Here is a 17,025-nt window from a genome sequence, read left to right as displayed (position 1 = left end):
CTGGCCCACCGGGTCAACTCCAGGGAGGCCTGGATCGGCAGGATCATGAACGGCAGCCAGATGTAGACGAACACCAGGAAGCGCCCCAGGTGCGAGGTCGACAGGGTGCTGCCGCCCACCCCGGGAATGCCCAGCACCCACTGCAGCAGCGGCTCCAGCCCCAGGTGCTGGACGAACCACTGGGCGACGCCGCCCTTGGCCAGCAGCAGGGTCCAGGCGTAGGCCTTGACGATGTAGCTGGCCCACATCGGCAGCATCACCGCGATATAGAAAAACGCCTTGGTCTTGCCGCTGGTGTAGCGCGCCATGTAGTAGGCGATGGGAAACGCGACCACGGCACTGGCAAGCGAGACGACGATGGCCATGCTCAGGGTGCGCAGGATGATGTCGAAGTTCGACGGCTGGAACAGCGCGGTGAAGTTGGCCAGGGTCAGCTCCGGGGTGACCGCCATGGTGAAGTCGTCGAAGGTGTAGAAGCCTTGCCAGAGCAGGGTCAGCAGGGAACCCAGGTAAATCGCGCCGAACCAGATCAGCGGCGGCACCAGCAGCAGCGACAGGTACAGGTTCGGTCGCCGGTACAGCAGGTTGGAGAAGCGCCGCAGCGGCGAGCCGCCGGGTCGCGAGGGAGTGAGCGCCAGGGTGTTCATGTCACACCCCGCTCGCGGCGGTATCGGCCAGCGGGATCATCGCCTCGCGAGCCCAGCGCGCGGTGAGGCGCTGTCCGGGCTGGTGCTGGGCACTGCTGTCCAGCCACTGGTCGTTGGCCTGGCTGATGTTCAGGGTCTGGCCGTTGTCCAGTTGCAGTTCGTAGCGGGTGGCGCTGCCCTGGTACTGGATATCGTGCAGCAAGCCACTGATTTCGATCTCGTGGCTGCGCAACGGGCCTTCGGCGAAGCGCACGTGTTCCGGGCGGATCGAGAACGGCCGCTGGCTGCCGCTCAATTGTTCGGCCAGCTCGCCACGGATCACGTTGGAGGTGCCGACGAATTCGGCGACGAAGGTGGTGGCCGGTTTCATGTACAGGTTGCGCGGGCTGTCGACCTGCTCGATGCGGCCCTTGTTGAACACGGCCACGCGGTCGGACATCGACAGCGCCTCGGTCTGGTCGTGGGTGACGAAGATGAAGGTGATGCCGAGCTGGCGCTGCAGCTTCTTCAGCTCGCCCTGCATCTGTTCCCGCAGCTTCAGGTCCAGGGCGCCCAGGGGTTCGTCCAGCAGCAGTACCCGCGGGCGGTTGACCAGGGCCCGGGCCAGGGCCACGCGCTGGCGTTGGCCGCCGGACAGCTGCACCGGCTTGCGTTCGCCATAGCCGTCCAGGGCGACCATGGCCAGGGCTTCTTCGGCCCGCCCGTGACGTTCGCGCTTGCCCACGCCTTTGACCTTCAGGCCGTAGGCCACGTTGTCGAGCACGTTCATGTGGGGGAACAGCGCGTAGTCCTGGAACACGGTGTTGACGTCGCGCTGGTAGGGCGGCAAGCCCGCGGCCTCGGCGCCGTGGATGCGGATCGAGCCGGCGCTGGGCTGTTCGAAACCGGCGATCAGGCGCAGGCAGGTGGTCTTGCCCGAGCCGGAAGGGCCGAGCATGGAAAAGAACTCGCCGTCCTGGATATCGATGGAAACCCGGTCGACGGCCTTCACCTCGCCGAACTGCCGGGAAACGTTGGTGAACTGGACTGCAAGCGTCATGGTGCGGGGCTCCGGAAAAGCCAGGGCCGTCGCAGCGGCCCAGCCTGAACTTCAGATAATCAGTCATGCGCCAATCAGCTTTGCCTTTGGCAAAACCTTGGCCGGGAAAGTCGTTCGGGGAGCGTCGCGAGCGGCGATTAGCCGTGTCCGGCCAGCGCGCAGCACCCGGAGCGTACGTCGGTACGTGAGGATGCGAGCACTGCACGGGCGCGGATAATCGACGCGCAGCAGCTACCGGAATGACTTTTATCTACCGCCCATGATTGCGATGTAGTCCTGGGTCCAGCGGCTGTAAGGCACGAACTTGCCGCCCTCGGCCTGCGGGGTTTTCCAGAAGGCGATCTTGTCGAACTGGTCGAAGCCGTTGGTCTTGCAGCCTTCGGCGCCCAGCAGTTCGCTTTCCTTGCAGGCCGCTGGTACCGCCGGCAGCGAACCGAACCAGGCGGCGACGTCACCCTGGACCTTGGGCTTGAGCGACCAGTCCATCCACTTGTAGGCGCAGTTGGGGTGCTTGGCCTCGCTGTGCAGCATGGTGGTGTCGGCCCAGCCGGTGGCCCCTTCCTTGGGAATGGTCGAGGCGATCGGTTGTTTCTCGTTGATCAGGCCGTTGACCTGATACGGCCAGGAACTGGCGGCCACCACGCCTTCGTTCTTGAAGTCGCTCATCTGCACTGTGGTGTCGTGCCAGTAGCGGTGGATCAGCGGCTGCTGGGCGCGCAGCAGGTCGAGCACCGCCTTGTACTGGGCCTCGGTCAGTTCGTAGGGGTTCTTGATCCCCAGCTCCGGCTTGGCGCTCTTGAGGTACAGCGCGGCGTCGGCGATGTAGATCGGCCCGTCGTAGGCCTGCACGCGGCCCTTGTTGGGCTTGCCGTCCGGCAGGTTCTGCGGATCGAACAGCACGCCCCAGCTGGTGGGGGCCTGGGTGAAGACCTTGGTGTTGTACATCAGCACGTTCGGACCCCACTGGTAGGGGGTGCCGTAGACCTGCTTGTTGACCACGTACCAGGGCGCGTCCTTGAGACGCGGGTCGAGGCCGCTCCAGTTGGGGATCAGCGCGGTGTTGATCGGCTGCACGCGCTTGCCGACGATCAGCCGCAGGGAGGCATCGCCGGACGCGGTGACCAGGTCGTAACCACCCTTGGCCATCAGGCTGACCATCTCGTCGGAGGTGGCCGCGGTCTTGACGTTGACCTTGCACCCGGTCTCCTTCTCGAAACCGGTCACCCAGTCGTAATTCTTGTCGCTCTCGCCACGTTCGATGTAGCCGGGCCAGGCCACGATATCCAGCTGACCCTCGCCAGCACCGACGGCCTTGAGCGGTTCGGCGGCTTGAATACTGGCGCTGGCCAGCAGTGCGGTGGTGATTGCACTGAGCAGTGCGGTCTTGTGCACGAACATGGGAAAACCCTCTTCTTCAAATTATGGTCGGGGCAGTCGAACGTGGTGGAGCGCGCCTTGGGGGCTTGTTATTAGCTTAGGCCCTGTACGAAAAGTGGCTGGGGTGGCCGTACCGAGCCCATTGCCGTCATTCCAGATCGTTGCCGTGGCGCGCCATGATGTGCCGCACCACGCTGTAGTCCTGCAGGGAATCGCTGGACAGGTCCTTGCCATAGCCGGAGCGCTTGAGGCCGCCGTGGGGCATTTCGCTGACCAGCATGAAATGGCTGTTGATCCAGGTGCAGCCGTATTGCAGGCGGGCCGCCACCTGCATCGCCTTGTCCAGGTTGCGGGTCCAGACCGATGAGGCCAGGCCGTATTCCGAGTCGTTGGCCCAATCCACTGCCTGGGCCAGTTCGTCGAAGCGGGTGACGGTGACCACCGGTCCGAACACCTCGCGCTGGACGATTTCGTCCTGTTGCCGGCAGCCGGCCAGCAGGGTCGGCTGGTAATAGAAGCCGGCGCCCGAATGCACCGCCGCGCCGGTCACCCGTTCGATGTGCGGCTGGCCCAGGGCGCGCTCGACGAAGCTGGCCACGCGGTCGCGCTGGCGGGGGCTGATCAGCGGGCCGATCTCGTTGTCGGCATCGCGCTTGCCGGCGAACCGCAGGCTGCCGACGGCGGCGCCCAGCTCGGCCACCAGGCGGTCATGGATCCCGGCCTGGGCATAGATCCGGCAGGCCGCGGTGCAATCCTGCCCGGCGTTGTAATAGCCATAGGTGCGCACGCCTTCGACCACGGCCTGCAGATCGGCATCGTCGCAGACAATCACCGGGGCCTTGCCGCCCAGTTCCAGGTGCGTGCGTTTCAGGGTTTTGGAGGCGGCCTGGAGGATCTTCTGGCCGGTGACGATATCGCCGGTCAGCGACACCATGCGCACTTTGGGATGGCTCACCAGGTGGCTGCCGACGCCCTCGCCACCGCCGCAGACAATGTTCAGCACGCCACGGGGCAGCAGTTCGGCCAGGGCCGGCGCCAGGGCCAGGATCGACAGCGGCGTGTGCTCGGACGGCTTGAACACCAGGGTGTTGCCGGCGGCCAGGGCCGGGGCGATTTTCCAGGCGGCCATCATGATCGGGTAATTCCACGGCGCGATGGACGCCACCACACCGAGCGGGTCGCGCCGCACCATGCTGGTGTAGCCCGGCAGGTATTCGCCGGCGAGCTGGCCGGTCTGGCAGCGCACGGCGCCAGCAAAGAAACGGAACACGTCGACGGTGGCGCTGAGGTCATCCTGGCGCGCCAGGTGCAGCGGCTTGCCGCAGTTCAGGGATTCCAGGCGGGCCAAGTGCTCGGCCTGCTTCTCCACCGTGTCGGCAATCGCCAGGAGGATGTGCGCCCGCTGCTGGGGCGTGGTCCGTGACCAGCCGGCAAAGGCCCGGTGGGCGGCGAGGATCGCGCTTTCCACCTGTTCGGTGCTGGCTTCGGCGATCCGGGTCAGCACTTCGCCGGTGGCCGGGTTGAGGATGGGTTCGGCAACACCCTGGCCGGCAACCAGTTCGCCGTCGATCAGCAACGCGGTGGGCATCGGAGTCTGCGCGCCAGCCATGTTCCGGGTTCTCTTTTCTTGTATGGCCATGGGGCTCCCCTGTGACGCAAGCCCGGCCTTCTGCATAGGAATGGCAAGAGACTAGTAGGGGGGCTTGCGCTCGACAAATACCAAATACTGAATGCAGCGTTCGATTAAATAGATGGCTTGCGCCCACCGTGGGGCTGTTCGCGAGCCACGGTGAGGAACGGGTCCACCAGCGCCGGCCGGGCCGTGCCGCGGCGCCAGGCCAGGCCGACATCGAGGGTCTGGCTCAGGTCGGCGATGGGCCTGGCTTCGATGATGTCGCCCTCCAGCGACCAGGGGCGGTAAGTCATGTCCGGCTGGATCGAGACCCCGAGCCCGGCCGCCACCAGGCTGCGCACCGCTTCGGTGGAAGCGGTGCGCAGGGTGACGTGGGGTTGCAGGCCGGCGCCGGACCACAGGCGCTGGGCGTTGCGGTCCATTTCATCGACGTTGAGCTGGATCAGCGGCTCGCGGGCGACGTCCGCCAGGTTGATGCTGTCGCGTTCCAGCAGCGGATGCCGGGCGGGCAGCCACAGGCGATGCGGGGAGTGGGTCAGCACTTCGGTCTGCAGGGCGTGGCGGTCCTCGAGGTTGGAGAGGATCAGCACCCCGACGTCGATCTCGCCGCTCACCAGCAAATGTTCGATGTAGGGGCGTTCGTCCTCCATCACGCGGATGCCCACATTGGGGTAGGCACGCTGGAAGCGGGTGAGCAGGTCGGCCAGGTAATACCCGGCGACCAGGCTGGTGACGCCGACGGTCAACTGGCCGGCTACCGGGTCGGTGCTCTGTTGCAGGCTGCGCTTGGCATTGTCGACGGTGGCCAGGATCAGGTGCGCCTGGCGCAGGAACTGGTGGCCCTGGTGGGTCAGGGTCATGCCCTTGGCATGGCGGTTGAACAGGCTGACGCCGATTTCCTGCTCGAGCTGCTGGATCGCCAGGGTCAGGGTCGACTGGGAAATGAACACCGCCTGGGCGGCAGCCGAGATCGAGCCGGTCTCGGCTACGGCGATGAAGTGTCGGATCTGGCGCAAGGTCATCATGGGCAATCACCGGGCAGGCATTTTTATCGATTTTTGCGAGTGTATATCGCTTTAATCGAAGGGCTGTCCATGGCCCCGGCTGCCCCTGGCGAAGCAACATCTGGAAGCACACTCGGGCCCAGAAAGAGGGCACTTCGCTCTAGGCTGATGGCCTTATCGATTCGGTGAACTCAAGTTTCTGGAGGTTGGGATGAACACCCGTGGATTGCTCGATCAATTACTCAAGTCCGGGCAGGAGCTGTTGCAGAACAAGGCCGGGGCGCAGCCGAACAAGGCCCCCGGCGCCGACAAGGGCGCACTGGGCAGCTTGCTCGGTGGCGGCTCCGGCAATCTGGGCAGCCTGTTGTCCGGTGCCGGAGGTGGCGCCCTGGCCGCCGGGGCCATGGGCTTGCTGCTGGGCAATAAAAAGGCCCGCAGTTTCGGTGGCAAGGCGCTGGCCTACGGCGGCCTGGCGGCACTCGGGGTGATCGCCTACAAGGCCTACGGCAACTGGCAGGCGCAGCAGGCCGGTGCGCCAAAGGCCGAGCCGCAGACCCTCGACCGGCTGCCTGCGCAACAGGTCGAGCAGCATAGCCAGGCGATCCTCAAGGCGCTGGTCGCCGCGGCCAAGGCCGATGGCCATATCGATGAGCGCGAGCGCGCCTTGATCGAAGGCGAATTCACCCGCCTGGACAACGATCAGGCGTTGCAGCACTGGTTGCACGCCGAGCTCAACAAACCCCTGGACCCGGCGGATGTGGCGCGGGCCGCCGGCACCCCGGAAATGGCCGCTGAAATGTACGTCGCCAGCGTGATGCTGGTGGACGAGGAAAACTTCATGGAAAAGGCCTACCTGGAGGAGCTGGCGCGGCAGCTCAAGCTGGAGCCGGGGTTGAAGCTCGAGCTGGAAAAGCAGGTGCGACAGGCCAGCCTCTGACGCCTGCCGGGCGTGCGTGGGACAGCGCTCCGCACGCCCCCGTGGATGGCTGAAGTAGCGTCCGTTTCTGCCGGAATGTCACTGGCGGCGCTCGACTCACCTGGCGGAAAGTAGCCGTCCAGAGCAGGCGCTGCATTTCGCTCCGGGTGAGACGTGGTGCGCAACACACTGATTAAGGATGGCACGCCCTCGGCTATACTCCCCACCATTTGAATGGCCCCGAGGACTGACTGTGAAGAACTGGACGTTGCGCCAACGCATTTTGGCGAGCTTTGCGGTGATTATCACCATCATGCTGTTGATGGTCGTGGCCTCTTACTCCCGTCTGCTGAAGATCGAAGCCGGTGAAGAACGCATGCGTTCCGACGCCATCCCGGGGGTCTATTTCAGCTCGATGATCCGCGGTTCGTGGGTCGACAGTTATCTGCGCATCCAGGAAATCATTGGCATGAAAGTCGGCAAGGGTGTCAGTGCCGAGGATGAGGCCGACTTCAAGAACTTCGAGCAACGCCTGCAGAAATACATGGCTAGCTACAAGGAAACCCTGCGCAGCGAGGCAGACCTACGGGAGTTCGACGAATTCGAAAAACACCATCAGGATCTTCTCAAGGCCCAGGCCATGGTTCTGGAGCTGCATCGGCGCAACCAGGCCGCCGAGGCTGTCCGCGTGTTCCATGAGCAGTTGACCCCGACCTGGATTGCCGGGCGGATGAAGCTCAACGACATCATCGACGAGAACAAAGGCGTAGCCGACTCGGCCGCGGCGCAGATCGATGACGCGGTGCTCGCCGCCAAGATCAGCATGGGCGTTTCCCTGCTGGTGGCGATCCTGGCGGCGGCCCTGTGCGGCCTGCTGCTGATGCGCGCGATCATGGCGCCGATGAACCGCATCGTGAATATTCTCGACATCATGCGCAGCGGCGACCTGACCAACCGCCTGAACCTGGAGCGCAAGGACGAATTCGGCGCCGTGGAAACCGGCTTCAACGACATGATGACCGAACTCAACTCCCTGGTGTCCCAGGCGCAGCGCTCCTCGGTCCAGGTCACCACCTCGGTCACCGAGATTGCCGCCACCTCCAAGCAGCAACAGGCGACGGCCACCGAAACCGCGGCGACCACCACCGAAATTGGCGCTACCTCCCGGGAAATCGCCGCGACTTCCCGGGATCTGGTGCGCACCATGACCGAAGTCTCCACCGCCGCCGACCAGGCCTCGGTGCTGGCCGGTTCCGGCCAGCAGGGCCTGGCGCGGATGGAAGACACCATGCACTCGGTGATGGGCGCGGCCGACCTGGTCAACGCCAAACTGGCGATCCTCAACGAGAAGGCCGGCAACATCAACCAGGTGGTGGTGACCATCGTCAAGGTCGCCGACCAGACCAACCTGCTGTCGCTCAACGCCGCGATCGAGGCCGAGAAGGCCGGCGAATACGGCCGCGGTTTCGCCGTGGTGGCCACCGAAGTGCGGCGCCTGGCGGACCAGACCGCGGTCGCCACCTACGACATCGAGCAGATGGTGCGCGAGATCCAGTCGGCGGTCTCGGCCGGGGTCATGGGCATGGACAAGTTCTCCGAGGAAGTGCGCCGCGGCATGGCCGAAGTGCAGCAGGTCGGCGAGCAACTGTCGCAAATCATCCATCAGGTCCAGGCGCTGGCGCCGCGGGTCTTGATGGTCAACGAAGGCATGCAGGCCCAGGCCACTGGCGCCGAACAGATCAACCACGCCCTGGTGCAGTTGGGCGACGCCAGCAGCCAGACCGTCGAGTCGCTGCGCCAGGCCAGTTTCGCCATCGATGAACTGAGCCAGGTGGCGGTGGGGCTGCGCAGCGGCGTCTCGCGTTTCAAAGTCTGATGAACGAGCTCGCAGCGACACGCGGCGCAGGGACGGTGACGAAAAACGCGCTGTTCCTGGTGTTTCGCATCGGTACCGAACGTTATGCCTTGCAGGCCGTCGAGGTGGCCGAAGTATTGCCGCGCCTGCAACTCAAGCCGATTCCCCGGGCCCCGGCCTGGGTGGCCGGGGTCTTCGCCCATCGCGGCAGCGTGGTGCCGGTGATCGACCTCTGCGCCCTGACCTTTGGCGAGCCGGCCCGGCAACGCACCAGCACCCGCCTGGTGCTGGTCCACTACCGCCAGCAGGCCGAGCAGCCCGCGCGGTTGCTGGGGCTGATCCTGGAGCAGGCCACCGACACCCTGCGTTGCGACCCGCAGGACTTCAAGGCTTATGGCCTGGATAACCGCCATGCGCCGTATCTGGGACCGGTCTACGAAGATGCCCAGGGCCTGTTGCAGTGGGTGCGGGTCGACGACCTGCTGGATGCCCAGGTGCGGGCCTTGCTGTTTCCCTCGCCACCGCTGGATCTGGCGCTGCTCGGGGAGTCGTCATGAGCGGCGACCAGCGATTTTTCGATTTCCTCAAGGAGCGCATCGGCCTGGACGTGGCCTCGGTGGGCCCGGCGATCATCGAGCGCGCGGTGCGCCAGCGCAGCCTCGCCCAGCAGGCGCCGAGCACCGACCATTACTGGCAGACTCTGCAGGGTTCGCCGGATGAACAGCAGGCGCTGATCGAGGCGGTAATCGTCCCGGAAACCTGGTTTTTCCGTTACCCGGAATCCTTCGCCACCCTGGCCAAGCTCGCCCTCGCGCGCCTGGCCGCCCTCAAGGGCATGCGCGCGTTGCGCATCCTCAGCCTGCCATGCTCCACCGGCGAGGAGCCGTACTCCATTGCCATGGCCTTGCTCGATGCCGGGCTGGCGCCCCATCAGTTCAAGGTCGATGGCTTCGATGTCAGCCCGCTGTCGGTCGAGCGGGCCAGGCAGGCGGTGTATGGCAAGAACTCCTTTCGGGGCCAGCACAGCGATTTTCGCGAGCGGCATTTCGCCGCCGATGATGAGCGCTACCGCCTCAGCGAGCGGGTCCGCGAGCAGGTGCGCTTGCAGGTCGGCAACCTCCTGGACCCGACCCTGCTGGTCAACGAGCCACCCTACGATTTCGTCTTCTGTCGCAACCTGCTGATCTATTTCGACCAGCCGACCCAGCGCCAGGTATTCGAAGTGCTCAAGCGCCTGACTCACGTCGAAGGGGTGCTGTTCATCGGCCCGGCCGAGGGCAGCCTGCTGGGGCGCCTGGGCATGCGTTCGATCGGCGTTGCCCAGTCCTTCGCCTTCAGCCGGGATAACGGACCCGAGCCCGCCCCGGCGCCGGCCTTCGTGCCGAGTGCGTTGCCGTTGCGCCAGCCGCTGCGCAGCGTCGCCCCGCCGGTGCGCAGCCGGCCGTTCGCCAGCGCGGTATCGACCCCGGCGATCAGCCCGATCCCGGCGTCGGCCAAGCCGGCCAGCGACGCCGCGACCCTGCTGGCCAGCATCGCGGCCCTGGCCAACGAAGGCAAAAGCGCCGAGGCCCGGATGGCGTGCGAGCATTACCTGGCGAACCATGAGCCGGTGGCGCAGGTGTTCTATTGGCTGGGGCTGCTCAGCGATGTGGCGGGCAGTGCCCTGGAGGCCCAGGGGTTCTATCGCAAGGCCTTGTACCTGGACCCGCAGCATGCCGAATCGCTGGTGCACCTGGCCGCCTTGCTGGCCTCCCAGGGGGATGCCGCCGGTGCCCGTCGATTGCAGGAGCGCGCGGCCCGTAGCGGCCGCGCCGCAGACAGTGAGCGTAAATCATGAGCGGTGCTGTTTCGTTGAACGTGACCCACGAAGATGCCCAGGCCATCGACGATTGCTGGAACCGGATCGGTATCCACGGCGACAAGAGTTGCCCGTTGCTGGCCGCGCATGTGCATTGCCGCAACTGCTCGGTGTATTCCGCGGCGGCCACCCGCTTGCTCGACCGTTATGCGTTGCAGCAGGAACACCACGAACAAGCGGTGGCGGCCGAGGCCGACACGGATATCGTCACCCGCTCGATCTTGATGTTCCGCCTGGGGGAGGAGTGGCTGGGCATTGCCATCCGCTGCCTGGTGGAGGTGGCGCCGCTGCAGGCGATCCATTCCCTGCCGCACCAGCGTTCGCGGGCTTTGCTGGGGGTGGCGAATGTGCGGGGCGCGCTGGTGGCCTGCCTGTCGCTGGTGGAACTGCTGGGGCTGGATGCCACCCAGACGGTTGCCGCGGGCGGGCGGGTCATGCCGCGCATGCTGATCATCGCCGCCCAGGGCGGTCCGGTGGTGGTGCCGGTGGACGAGGTGGAGGGCATCCATGCCATCGACGAGCGGACCCTGAATGCCGCGGTGGTTTCCGGTCAGCAGGCCAGCGCCAAGTACACCCGGGGCGTCCTGCAGTGGCGAGGGCGCAGCCTGCGTTGGCTGGATGAAGAACAGCTGCTGTCTGCCGTGACCCGGAGCCTGACATGACCCCCGATCAAATGCGCGACGCCTCGCTGCTCGAACTCTTCAGCCTGGAGGCCGAGGCCCAGACCCAGGTGCTCAGTGCCGGCCTGCTGGCGCTGGAGCGCAACCCGATCCAGGCCGAGCAGCTGGAAGCCTGCATGCGCGCGGCCCATTCGCTCAAGGGCGCGGCACGGATCGTCGGGATCGATGCCGGGGTCAGCGTGGCCCACGTGATGGAAGATTGCCTGGTCAGCGCCCAGGAAGGGCGGCTGTATCTGCAGCCGGAACATATCGACGCCCTGCTGCAAGGCACGGATTTCCTGATGCGTATCGCCACGCCGGGCAGCAGCCAGGTCGCCGAGCAGGACATCCAGGCCTATGTGGCGCTCATGGAGCAACTGAGCAGCTCGGCGGGCGTGGCGCCGGGCATTGTCCTGCCTCGGGTCGAACCGGGCCTGCCGCCGATGGCCGAGTTGCAACTGCAGGTCGCGCCCGTCGAACCCGAGCCGGAGCTTGTGCTCCCGCCATTCGAGATGCCGCAGGAAGCATCGCAGGAGGGCCAGCAGGAAGCGCCCGCGGCCGCCTACAAGGGCAAGAAACTGGCCGAAGGCGGTGAGCGGGTGTTGCGGGTCACGGCCGAACGCCTGAACAGCCTGCTCGATCTGTCGAGCAAGTCGCTGGTGGAAACCCAGCGCCTGAAGCCGTATCTGGCGACCTTGCAGCGCCTCAAGCGCATGCAGAGCAACGGCCTGCGGGCCCTGGAAAACCTCAATGGGCACCTCAAGGAGCAGGTGCTGGGCCTCGAGGCCCAGGAAGCCCTGGAGGATGCGCGGCGCCTGCTGGCCGAATCCCAGCAATTGCTGATCGAGAAAACCGCCGAACTGGATGAGTTCGGCTGGCAGGCCAGCCAGCGCGCCCAGGTGCTCTACGACACCGCTCTGGCCTGTCGCATGCGGCCGTTCGCCGATGTGTTGGTGGGCCAGGCGCGGATGGTCCGCGACCTGGGGCGCAGCCTGGGCAAGCAGGTGCGCCTGGAAGTCGAGGGCGAGAAGACCCAGGTCGATCGCGACGTCCTGGAAAAACTCGAGGCGCCGCTGACCCACCTGCTGCGCAACGCGGTCGATCACGGCATCGAGACGCCCGAGCAGCGGCTGCTGGCGGGCAAGCCGGTGGAAGGCCTGATTCGTTTGCGCGCCTCGCACCAGGCCGGGCTGCTGGTGCTGGAGCTCAGCGACGACGGCAACGGCGTCGACTTGGAACGGGTGCGCCAGAGCATTGTCGAACGCCAGCTGTCGCCGGCCGAGACCGCGGCCCAGCTGAGCGAGGAAGAACTGCTGACCTTCCTGTTCCTGCCGGGTTTCAGCCTGCGGGACAAGGTCACCGAGGTGTCCGGGCGCGGTGTCGGCCTGGACGCGGTGCAGCACATGGTACGCCAACTGCGCGGCGCGGTGCGGCTGGAGCAGGTGGCGGGGCAGGGCAGTTGCTTCCACCTCGAAGTGCCGCTGACCCTGTCGGTGGTGCGCAGCCTGGTGGTGGAGGTGGGCGAAGAGGCTTATGCCTTTCCGCTGGCGCATATCGAACGCATGTGCGACCTGGAGCCCGACGACATTGTCCAGCTCGAAGGACGCCAGCATTTCTGGCACGAAGGTCGCCATGTCGGGCTGGTCGCAGCCAGCCAGTTGTTGCACCGCCCGGCGGGGCAGAGCAACGAATCCACGCTCAAGGTCGTGGTGATCCGCGAGCGCGATGCGGTCTATGGCGTGGCGGTCGAGCGCTTCATTGGCGAACGGACCCTGGTGGTGCTGCCGCTGGACGAGCGCCTGGGCAAGGTCCAGGACATTTCCGCCGGGGCCTTGCTCGACGACGGCTCGGTAGTGTTGATCGTCGATGTCGAAGACATGCTGCGTTCGGTGGACAAGTTGCTCAATACCGGCCGCCTGGAGCGTATCGCGCGCCACAACCGGCATCAGGCCGAGACAGCGCGCAAGCGCATCCTGGTGGTCGACGACTCGCTTACCGTGCGGGAACTGCAACGCAAGCTGCTGCTTAACCGTGGTTACGACGTAGCGGTCGCCGTCGACGGCATGGATGGCTGGAACGCCCTGCGGTCGGAAGACTTCGACCTGCTGATCACTGACATCGATATGCCCCGAATGGATGGGATTGAATTGGTCACACTCCTGCGCCGTGACAATCGCCTGCAGTCGCTGCCGGTGATGGTGGTTTCCTACAAGGATCGCGAAGAGGACCGGCGCCGTGGACTGGATGCCGGAGCCGACTATTATCTAGCCAAAGCCAGTTTCCATGACGACGCCCTGCTGGATGCGGTGGTGGAACTGATTGGAGGAGCGCGGGCATGAAGATCGCGATCGTCAATGACATGCCCATGGCGGTGGAGGCCCTGCGCCGGGCCCTGGCCTTCGAGCCCAGCCACGAAGTGGTGTGGGTCGCGACCAACGGCGCCGAGGCGGTCGAATACTGCGCGCGGCTGACGCCCGACCTGATCCTGATGGACCTGATCATGCCGGTGATGGACGGCGTCGAGGCGACCCGCCGGATCATGGCCGAAACGCCCTGCGCGATCGTGATTGTCACGGTGGACCGCCAGCAGAACGTGCATCGGGTTTTCGAAGCCATGGGCCATGGCGCACTGGACGTGGTCGATACGCCGGCCCTGGGGGCCGGCAATGCACAGGAAGCAGCAGCCCCCTTGTTGCGCAAGATCCTCAATATCGGCTGGCTGATCGGCCAGCAACGCAATAGCCGCTTGCGTTCGGCACCGGCGTCTCCGCGGGCCATGGCGCAACGCCAGGGACTGGTGGCGATCGGTTCGTCCGCCGGTGGCCCGGCGGCGCTGGAGGTGCTGCTCAAGGGGTTGCCGGGCAATTTCCCGGCCGCCATCGTGCTGGTGCAGCATGTCGACCAGGTGTTCGCCGCAGGCATGGCCGAGTGGCTCAGCACCTCCTCCGGGCTCAAGGTGCGCCTGGCCCGCGAAGGCGAGCCGCCAGAGAGCGGGACGGTGCTGCTGGCCGGGACCAACCACCATATCCGGTTGTTGAAGAACGGCACCCTGGCCTACACCGCCGAACCGGTGAACGAGATCTATCGGCCATCGATCGATGTGTTTTTTGAAAGCGTCGCCAGTTACTGGAATGGCGACGCGGTCGGCGTACTGCTGACCGGCATGGGCCGCGACGGCGCCCAGGGCCTGAAACTGATGCGCGACCAGGGGTATCTGACCATCGCCCAGGACCAGAATAGTAGTGCGGTGTATGGCATGCCCAAGGCGGCCGCTGCCATCGACGCCGCCACAGAGATTCGCCCACTGGACAAGATCGCTCCACGATTGCTGGAGATATTTGCCAAATGACCGACAAACGCAGCTGTCCTGGCCAGGTAGCAACTCAGGTGACAACCCATGAATGATTTACAGCTCGACGATTTCAAGACCGATGAAAATGCTGCGATGGTGCTGCTGGTCGACGACCAGGCCATGATCGGTGAGGCTGTGCGGCGTGGGTTGGCGAATGAAGAAAACATCGACTTCCACTTTTGTGCCGACCCCCACCAGGCCATTGCCCAGGCGATCCGCATCAAGCCCACGGTGATCCTGCAGGACCTGGTGATGCCGGGGCTGGACGGCTTGACGCTGGTGCGCGAGTACCGCAACCACCCGGCGACCCAGAATATTCCGATCATCGTGCTTTCGACCAAGGAAGACCCGCTGATCAAGAGCGCGGCCTTCGCTGCCGGGGCCAACGATTACCTGGTCAAGCTGCCGGACAACATCGAGCTGGTGGCGCGCATTCGCTACCACTCGCGCTCCTACATGACCCTGTTGCAGCGCGACGCGGCCTATCGCGCGTTGCGGGTCAGCCAGCAGCAGCTGCTCGACACCAACCTGGTGCTGCAGCGCCTGATGAACTCCGACGGCCTGACCGGGCTCTCCAACCGCCGGCATTTCGACGAGTACCTGGAGCTGGAGTGGCGTCGGGCCATGCGCGACCAGACCCAGCTGTCGCTGCTGATGATCGATGTCGACTACTTCAAGTCCTACAACGACACCTTCGGCCACCTGGAAGGCGACGAAGCCTTGCGCAAGGTGGCGGAGGCGATTCGCGAGGCCAGCAGCCGACCGTCGGATCTGCCGGCGCGTTATGGCGGCGAGGAATTCGCCCTGGTGCTGCCGAACACCTCGCCCGGCGGGGCGCGGCTGGTGGCCGAGAAACTGCGCCAGACCGTCGCCGCCCTGAAGATTCCCCATATCGCGCCGACCGAAGGGGCCAGCCTGACCATCAGCATCGGCCTGTCGACCATGACTCCGCAGCCGAGTACCAGTTACCGGCAATTGATCTCGGCGGCCGACAAGGGCCTGTATCTGGCCAAGGACAATGGTCGCAATCAGGTAGGGATAGAGTGAAAAAAACCGACGCCACGGAGGCCTAAAGCCGCCAGGCGGGCTGCCGTGACAGCGTGATTACGTTATACTCGCCGGCTTTCAAAAGTTCGCCAACGAGTGCTGCCTGCCATGGAAATCAACCCGATCCTTAACACTATCAAGGACCTGTCCGAGCGCTCCGAAACTATTCGGGGGTATCTTTGACTACGATCAAAAGCATGAGCGTCTGATTGAAGTCAATCGCGAGCTTGAAGATCCGAACGTCTGGAACAAACCCGAATACGCCCAGGAACTGGGCCGCGAGCGTTCTACGCTGGCGCAGATCGTCGAGACCCTGGACGAGCTGTCCGGTGGCCTGGCCGATTGCCGCGACCTGCTGGACATGGCCGTCGAAGAGAACGACGAAGGCGCGGTAGGCGATGTGGTCGCCGAACTGGCCCGTCTCGAGGAATCCCTGGCCAAGCTGGAATTCCGTCGCATGTTCAGCGGCGAGATGGACATGAACAACGCCTACCTGGACATCCAGGCCGGCTCCGGCGGCACCGAAGCCCAGGACTGGGCCAACATCCTGTTGCGCATGTACCTGCGCTGGGCCGACAAGCGCGGTTTCGATGCGACCATCATGGAGCTGTCCGCCGGCGAAGTCGCCGGGATCAAGGGCGCGACCGTGCATATCAAGGGCGAGTACGTCTTTGGCTGGCTGCGTACCGAGATCGGCGTGCACCGCCTGGTGCGCAAGAGCCCGTTCGACTCCGGCAACCGTCGCCACACTTCGTTTTCTGCGGTGTTCGTGTCCCCGGAAATCGACGACAAGGTGGAAATCGAGATCAACCCGGCGGACCTGCGGATCGACACCTACCGCTCCTCCGGTGCCGGTGGCCAGCACGTAAACACCACCGACTCGGCCGTGCGTATCACCCACGTACCGACCAACACCGTGGTCAGCTGCCAGAACGAACGTTCCCAGCACGCCAACAAGGACACCGCCATGAAGATGCTGCGGGCCAAGTTGTACGAGCTGGAAATGCAGAAGCGCAACGCTGCCTCCCAGGCCCTGGAAGACAGCAAGTCGGACATCGGCTGGGGTCACCAGATCCGCTCCTATGTGCTCGATGCTTCGCGGATCAAGGATCTGCGCACCAACATCGAACGCAGCGACTGCGACAAGGTGCTCGACGGCGATATCGACGAATACCTGGTGGCCAGCCTGAAATCGGGGCTGTAAGCCGCGACACCCATGCCGCGGGTACGGCGCGCTTCTGTAGGAGCGAGACGGCCCGCGATCCCTTGCCACAGGCGAGGGGCAACGAACCTGTGATGGAAATTTTAAAGACATGAGCGACCTACAACTCGACCAGGCCCTGCAACAGGAAGAAAACACCCTGATCGCCCTGCGCAAGGAAAAGCTTGCTGCCGAGCGCGCCAAGGGCAATGCCTTCCCCAACGACTTCCGCCGCGACAACTACTGCGATGACCTGCAGAAACAGTACGCGGACAAGACCAAGGAAGAGCTGGCCGAGGCTGCAATCCCGGTCAAGGTTGCCGGTCGCATCATGCTCAACCGCGGTTCGTTCATGGTGATCCAGGACATGACCGGTACCTGGCCATCGCCATCTGCGCCGAAGTGATCGCCACCGTTTCGATGAAAGCGGTCAAGGG

14 protein-coding genes and 1 pseudogene are annotated in these 17,025 nt (G+C 64.9%); 10 read left to right on the top strand and 5 right to left on the bottom strand.

Going from position 1 to position 17,025, the window contains the following annotated elements:
- The 5 genes from ACQKQA_RS26250 to ACQKQA_RS26230 form a co-directional block, all read right to left on the bottom strand.
- A partial coding sequence (locus tag ACQKQA_RS26250) for an ABC transporter permease (RefSeq protein ID WP_427563963.1) occupies positions 1-647 on the bottom strand: 647 nt, incomplete at its 3' end.
- Position 648: 1 nt separating this feature from the next.
- A complete protein-coding gene (locus tag ACQKQA_RS26245; protein WP_427563962.1) occupies positions 649-1,686 on the bottom strand; it encodes an ABC transporter ATP-binding protein in 1,038 nt (345 codons plus the stop codon).
- A 246-nt stretch (positions 1,687-1,932) separates the two neighbouring features.
- Complete coding sequence (ydcS, locus tag ACQKQA_RS26240; protein WP_427563960.1) at positions 1,933-3,084, bottom strand: putative ABC transporter substrate-binding protein YdcS; 1,152 nt, start codon at positions 3,082-3,084, stop codon at positions 1,933-1,935.
- A gap of 127 nt (positions 3,085-3,211) precedes the next feature.
- On the bottom strand, positions 3,212-4,702 hold the full coding sequence (locus ACQKQA_RS26235; RefSeq protein ID WP_427563959.1) for a gamma-aminobutyraldehyde dehydrogenase: 1,491 nt from the start codon (positions 4,700-4,702) through the stop codon (positions 3,212-3,214).
- Between the two features lie 104 nt (positions 4,703-4,806).
- Positions 4,807-5,721: a LysR family transcriptional regulator gene (locus ACQKQA_RS26230; RefSeq protein ID WP_427563957.1), complete on the bottom strand. Its 915-nt coding sequence runs from the start codon at positions 5,719-5,721 to the stop codon at positions 4,807-4,809.
- Between the two features lie 190 nt (positions 5,722-5,911).
- Between ACQKQA_RS26230 and ACQKQA_RS26225 the strand changes: the two genes are divergently transcribed.
- The 10 genes and pseudogenes from ACQKQA_RS26225 to ACQKQA_RS26180 form a co-directional block, all read left to right on the top strand.
- On the top strand, positions 5,912-6,637 hold the full coding sequence (locus ACQKQA_RS26225; protein WP_427563956.1) for a tellurite resistance TerB family protein: 726 nt from the start codon (positions 5,912-5,914) through the stop codon (positions 6,635-6,637).
- A gap of 232 nt (positions 6,638-6,869) precedes the next feature.
- On the top strand, positions 6,870-8,492 hold the full coding sequence (locus ACQKQA_RS26220; RefSeq protein ID WP_427563954.1) for a methyl-accepting chemotaxis protein: 1,623 nt from the start codon (positions 6,870-6,872) through the stop codon (positions 8,490-8,492).
- Entirely contained in the window at positions 8,492-9,028 is a 537-nt protein-coding gene (locus ACQKQA_RS26215) for a chemotaxis protein CheW (protein ID WP_427563953.1), read from the top strand. The genes ACQKQA_RS26220 and ACQKQA_RS26215 overlap by 1 nt, the downstream gene beginning before the upstream one ends.
- On the top strand, positions 9,025-10,308 hold the full coding sequence (locus ACQKQA_RS26210) for a CheR family methyltransferase (protein WP_427563952.1): 1,284 nt from the start codon (positions 9,025-9,027) through the stop codon (positions 10,306-10,308). Before ACQKQA_RS26215 ends, ACQKQA_RS26210 begins: the two co-directional genes overlap by 4 nt.
- Positions 10,305-10,991, top strand: coding sequence for a chemotaxis protein CheW (locus ACQKQA_RS26205; RefSeq protein ID WP_427563951.1), 687 nt, complete (start codon positions 10,305-10,307; stop codon positions 10,989-10,991). The genes ACQKQA_RS26210 and ACQKQA_RS26205 overlap by 4 nt, the downstream gene beginning before the upstream one ends.
- Complete coding sequence (locus tag ACQKQA_RS26200; RefSeq protein ID WP_427563949.1) at positions 10,988-13,327, top strand: hybrid sensor histidine kinase/response regulator; 2,340 nt, start codon at positions 10,988-10,990, stop codon at positions 13,325-13,327. Before ACQKQA_RS26205 ends, ACQKQA_RS26200 begins: the two co-directional genes overlap by 4 nt.
- Positions 13,324-14,337 (top strand): chemotaxis response regulator protein-glutamate methylesterase, encoded by a 1,014-nt coding sequence (locus ACQKQA_RS26195; protein WP_427563947.1) that lies wholly within the window; start codon positions 13,324-13,326, stop codon positions 14,335-14,337. The genes ACQKQA_RS26200 and ACQKQA_RS26195 overlap by 4 nt, the downstream gene beginning before the upstream one ends.
- A 48-nt stretch (positions 14,338-14,385) precedes the next feature.
- Positions 14,386-15,387 (top strand): diguanylate cyclase domain-containing protein, encoded by a 1,002-nt coding sequence (locus ACQKQA_RS26190; protein ID WP_427563946.1) that lies wholly within the window; start codon positions 14,386-14,388, stop codon positions 15,385-15,387.
- Positions 15,388-15,495: 108 nt separating this feature from the next.
- Positions 15,496-16,591 (top strand): peptide chain release factor 2 gene (gene prfB, locus ACQKQA_RS26185; protein WP_427563944.1). Its coding sequence is split into 2 segments (ribosomal slippage): positions 15,496-15,567 and positions 15,569-16,591, totalling 1,095 coding nucleotides; the frame shifts between segments, so codons are not numbered across the junction.
- A 109-nt stretch (positions 16,592-16,700) separates the two neighbouring features.
- Positions 16,701-16,964 (top strand): annotated as a pseudogene (locus ACQKQA_RS26180) (lysine--tRNA ligase); the annotation flags it as partial.
- Positions 16,965-17,025: the final 61 nt, after the last annotated feature.

The organism is Pseudomonas sp. NPDC089530 (genome assembly GCF_050280705.1).
In the GTDB taxonomy this organism is placed as follows: Bacteria; Pseudomonadota; Gammaproteobacteria; order Pseudomonadales; family Pseudomonadaceae; genus Aquipseudomonas.
This window is presented reverse-complemented; position numbering and strand designations above follow the sequence as displayed.

Coding starts and splice junctions, on each gene's coding strand:
- ACQKQA_RS26245 (WP_427563962.1), bottom strand. CDS start 1,686: ATGACGCTTGCAGTCCAGTTCACCAACGTTTCCCGGCAGTTCGGCGAG.
- ACQKQA_RS26230 (WP_427563957.1), bottom strand. CDS start 5,721: ATGATGACCTTGCGCCAGATCCGACACTTCATCGCCGTAGCCGAGACC.
- ACQKQA_RS26205 (WP_427563951.1), top strand. CDS start 10,305: ATGAGCGGTGCTGTTTCGTTGAACGTGACCCACGAAGATGCCCAGGCC.
- ACQKQA_RS26195 (WP_427563947.1), top strand. CDS start 13,324: ATGAAGATCGCGATCGTCAATGACATGCCCATGGCGGTGGAGGCCCTG.
- ACQKQA_RS26190 (WP_427563946.1), top strand. CDS start 14,386: ATGAATGATTTACAGCTCGACGATTTCAAGACCGATGAAAATGCTGCG.
- ACQKQA_RS26235 (WP_427563959.1), bottom strand. CDS start 4,702: ATGGCCATACAAGAAAAGAGAACCCGGAACATGGCTGGCGCGCAGACT.
- ACQKQA_RS26200 (WP_427563949.1), top strand. CDS start 10,988: ATGACCCCCGATCAAATGCGCGACGCCTCGCTGCTCGAACTCTTCAGC.
- ACQKQA_RS26210 (WP_427563952.1), top strand. CDS start 9,025: ATGAGCGGCGACCAGCGATTTTTCGATTTCCTCAAGGAGCGCATCGGC.
- ACQKQA_RS26225 (WP_427563956.1), top strand. CDS start 5,912: ATGAACACCCGTGGATTGCTCGATCAATTACTCAAGTCCGGGCAGGAG.
- ACQKQA_RS26215 (WP_427563953.1), top strand. CDS start 8,492: ATGAACGAGCTCGCAGCGACACGCGGCGCAGGGACGGTGACGAAAAAC.
- ydcS (WP_427563960.1), bottom strand. CDS start 3,084: ATGTTCGTGCACAAGACCGCACTGCTCAGTGCAATCACCACCGCACTG.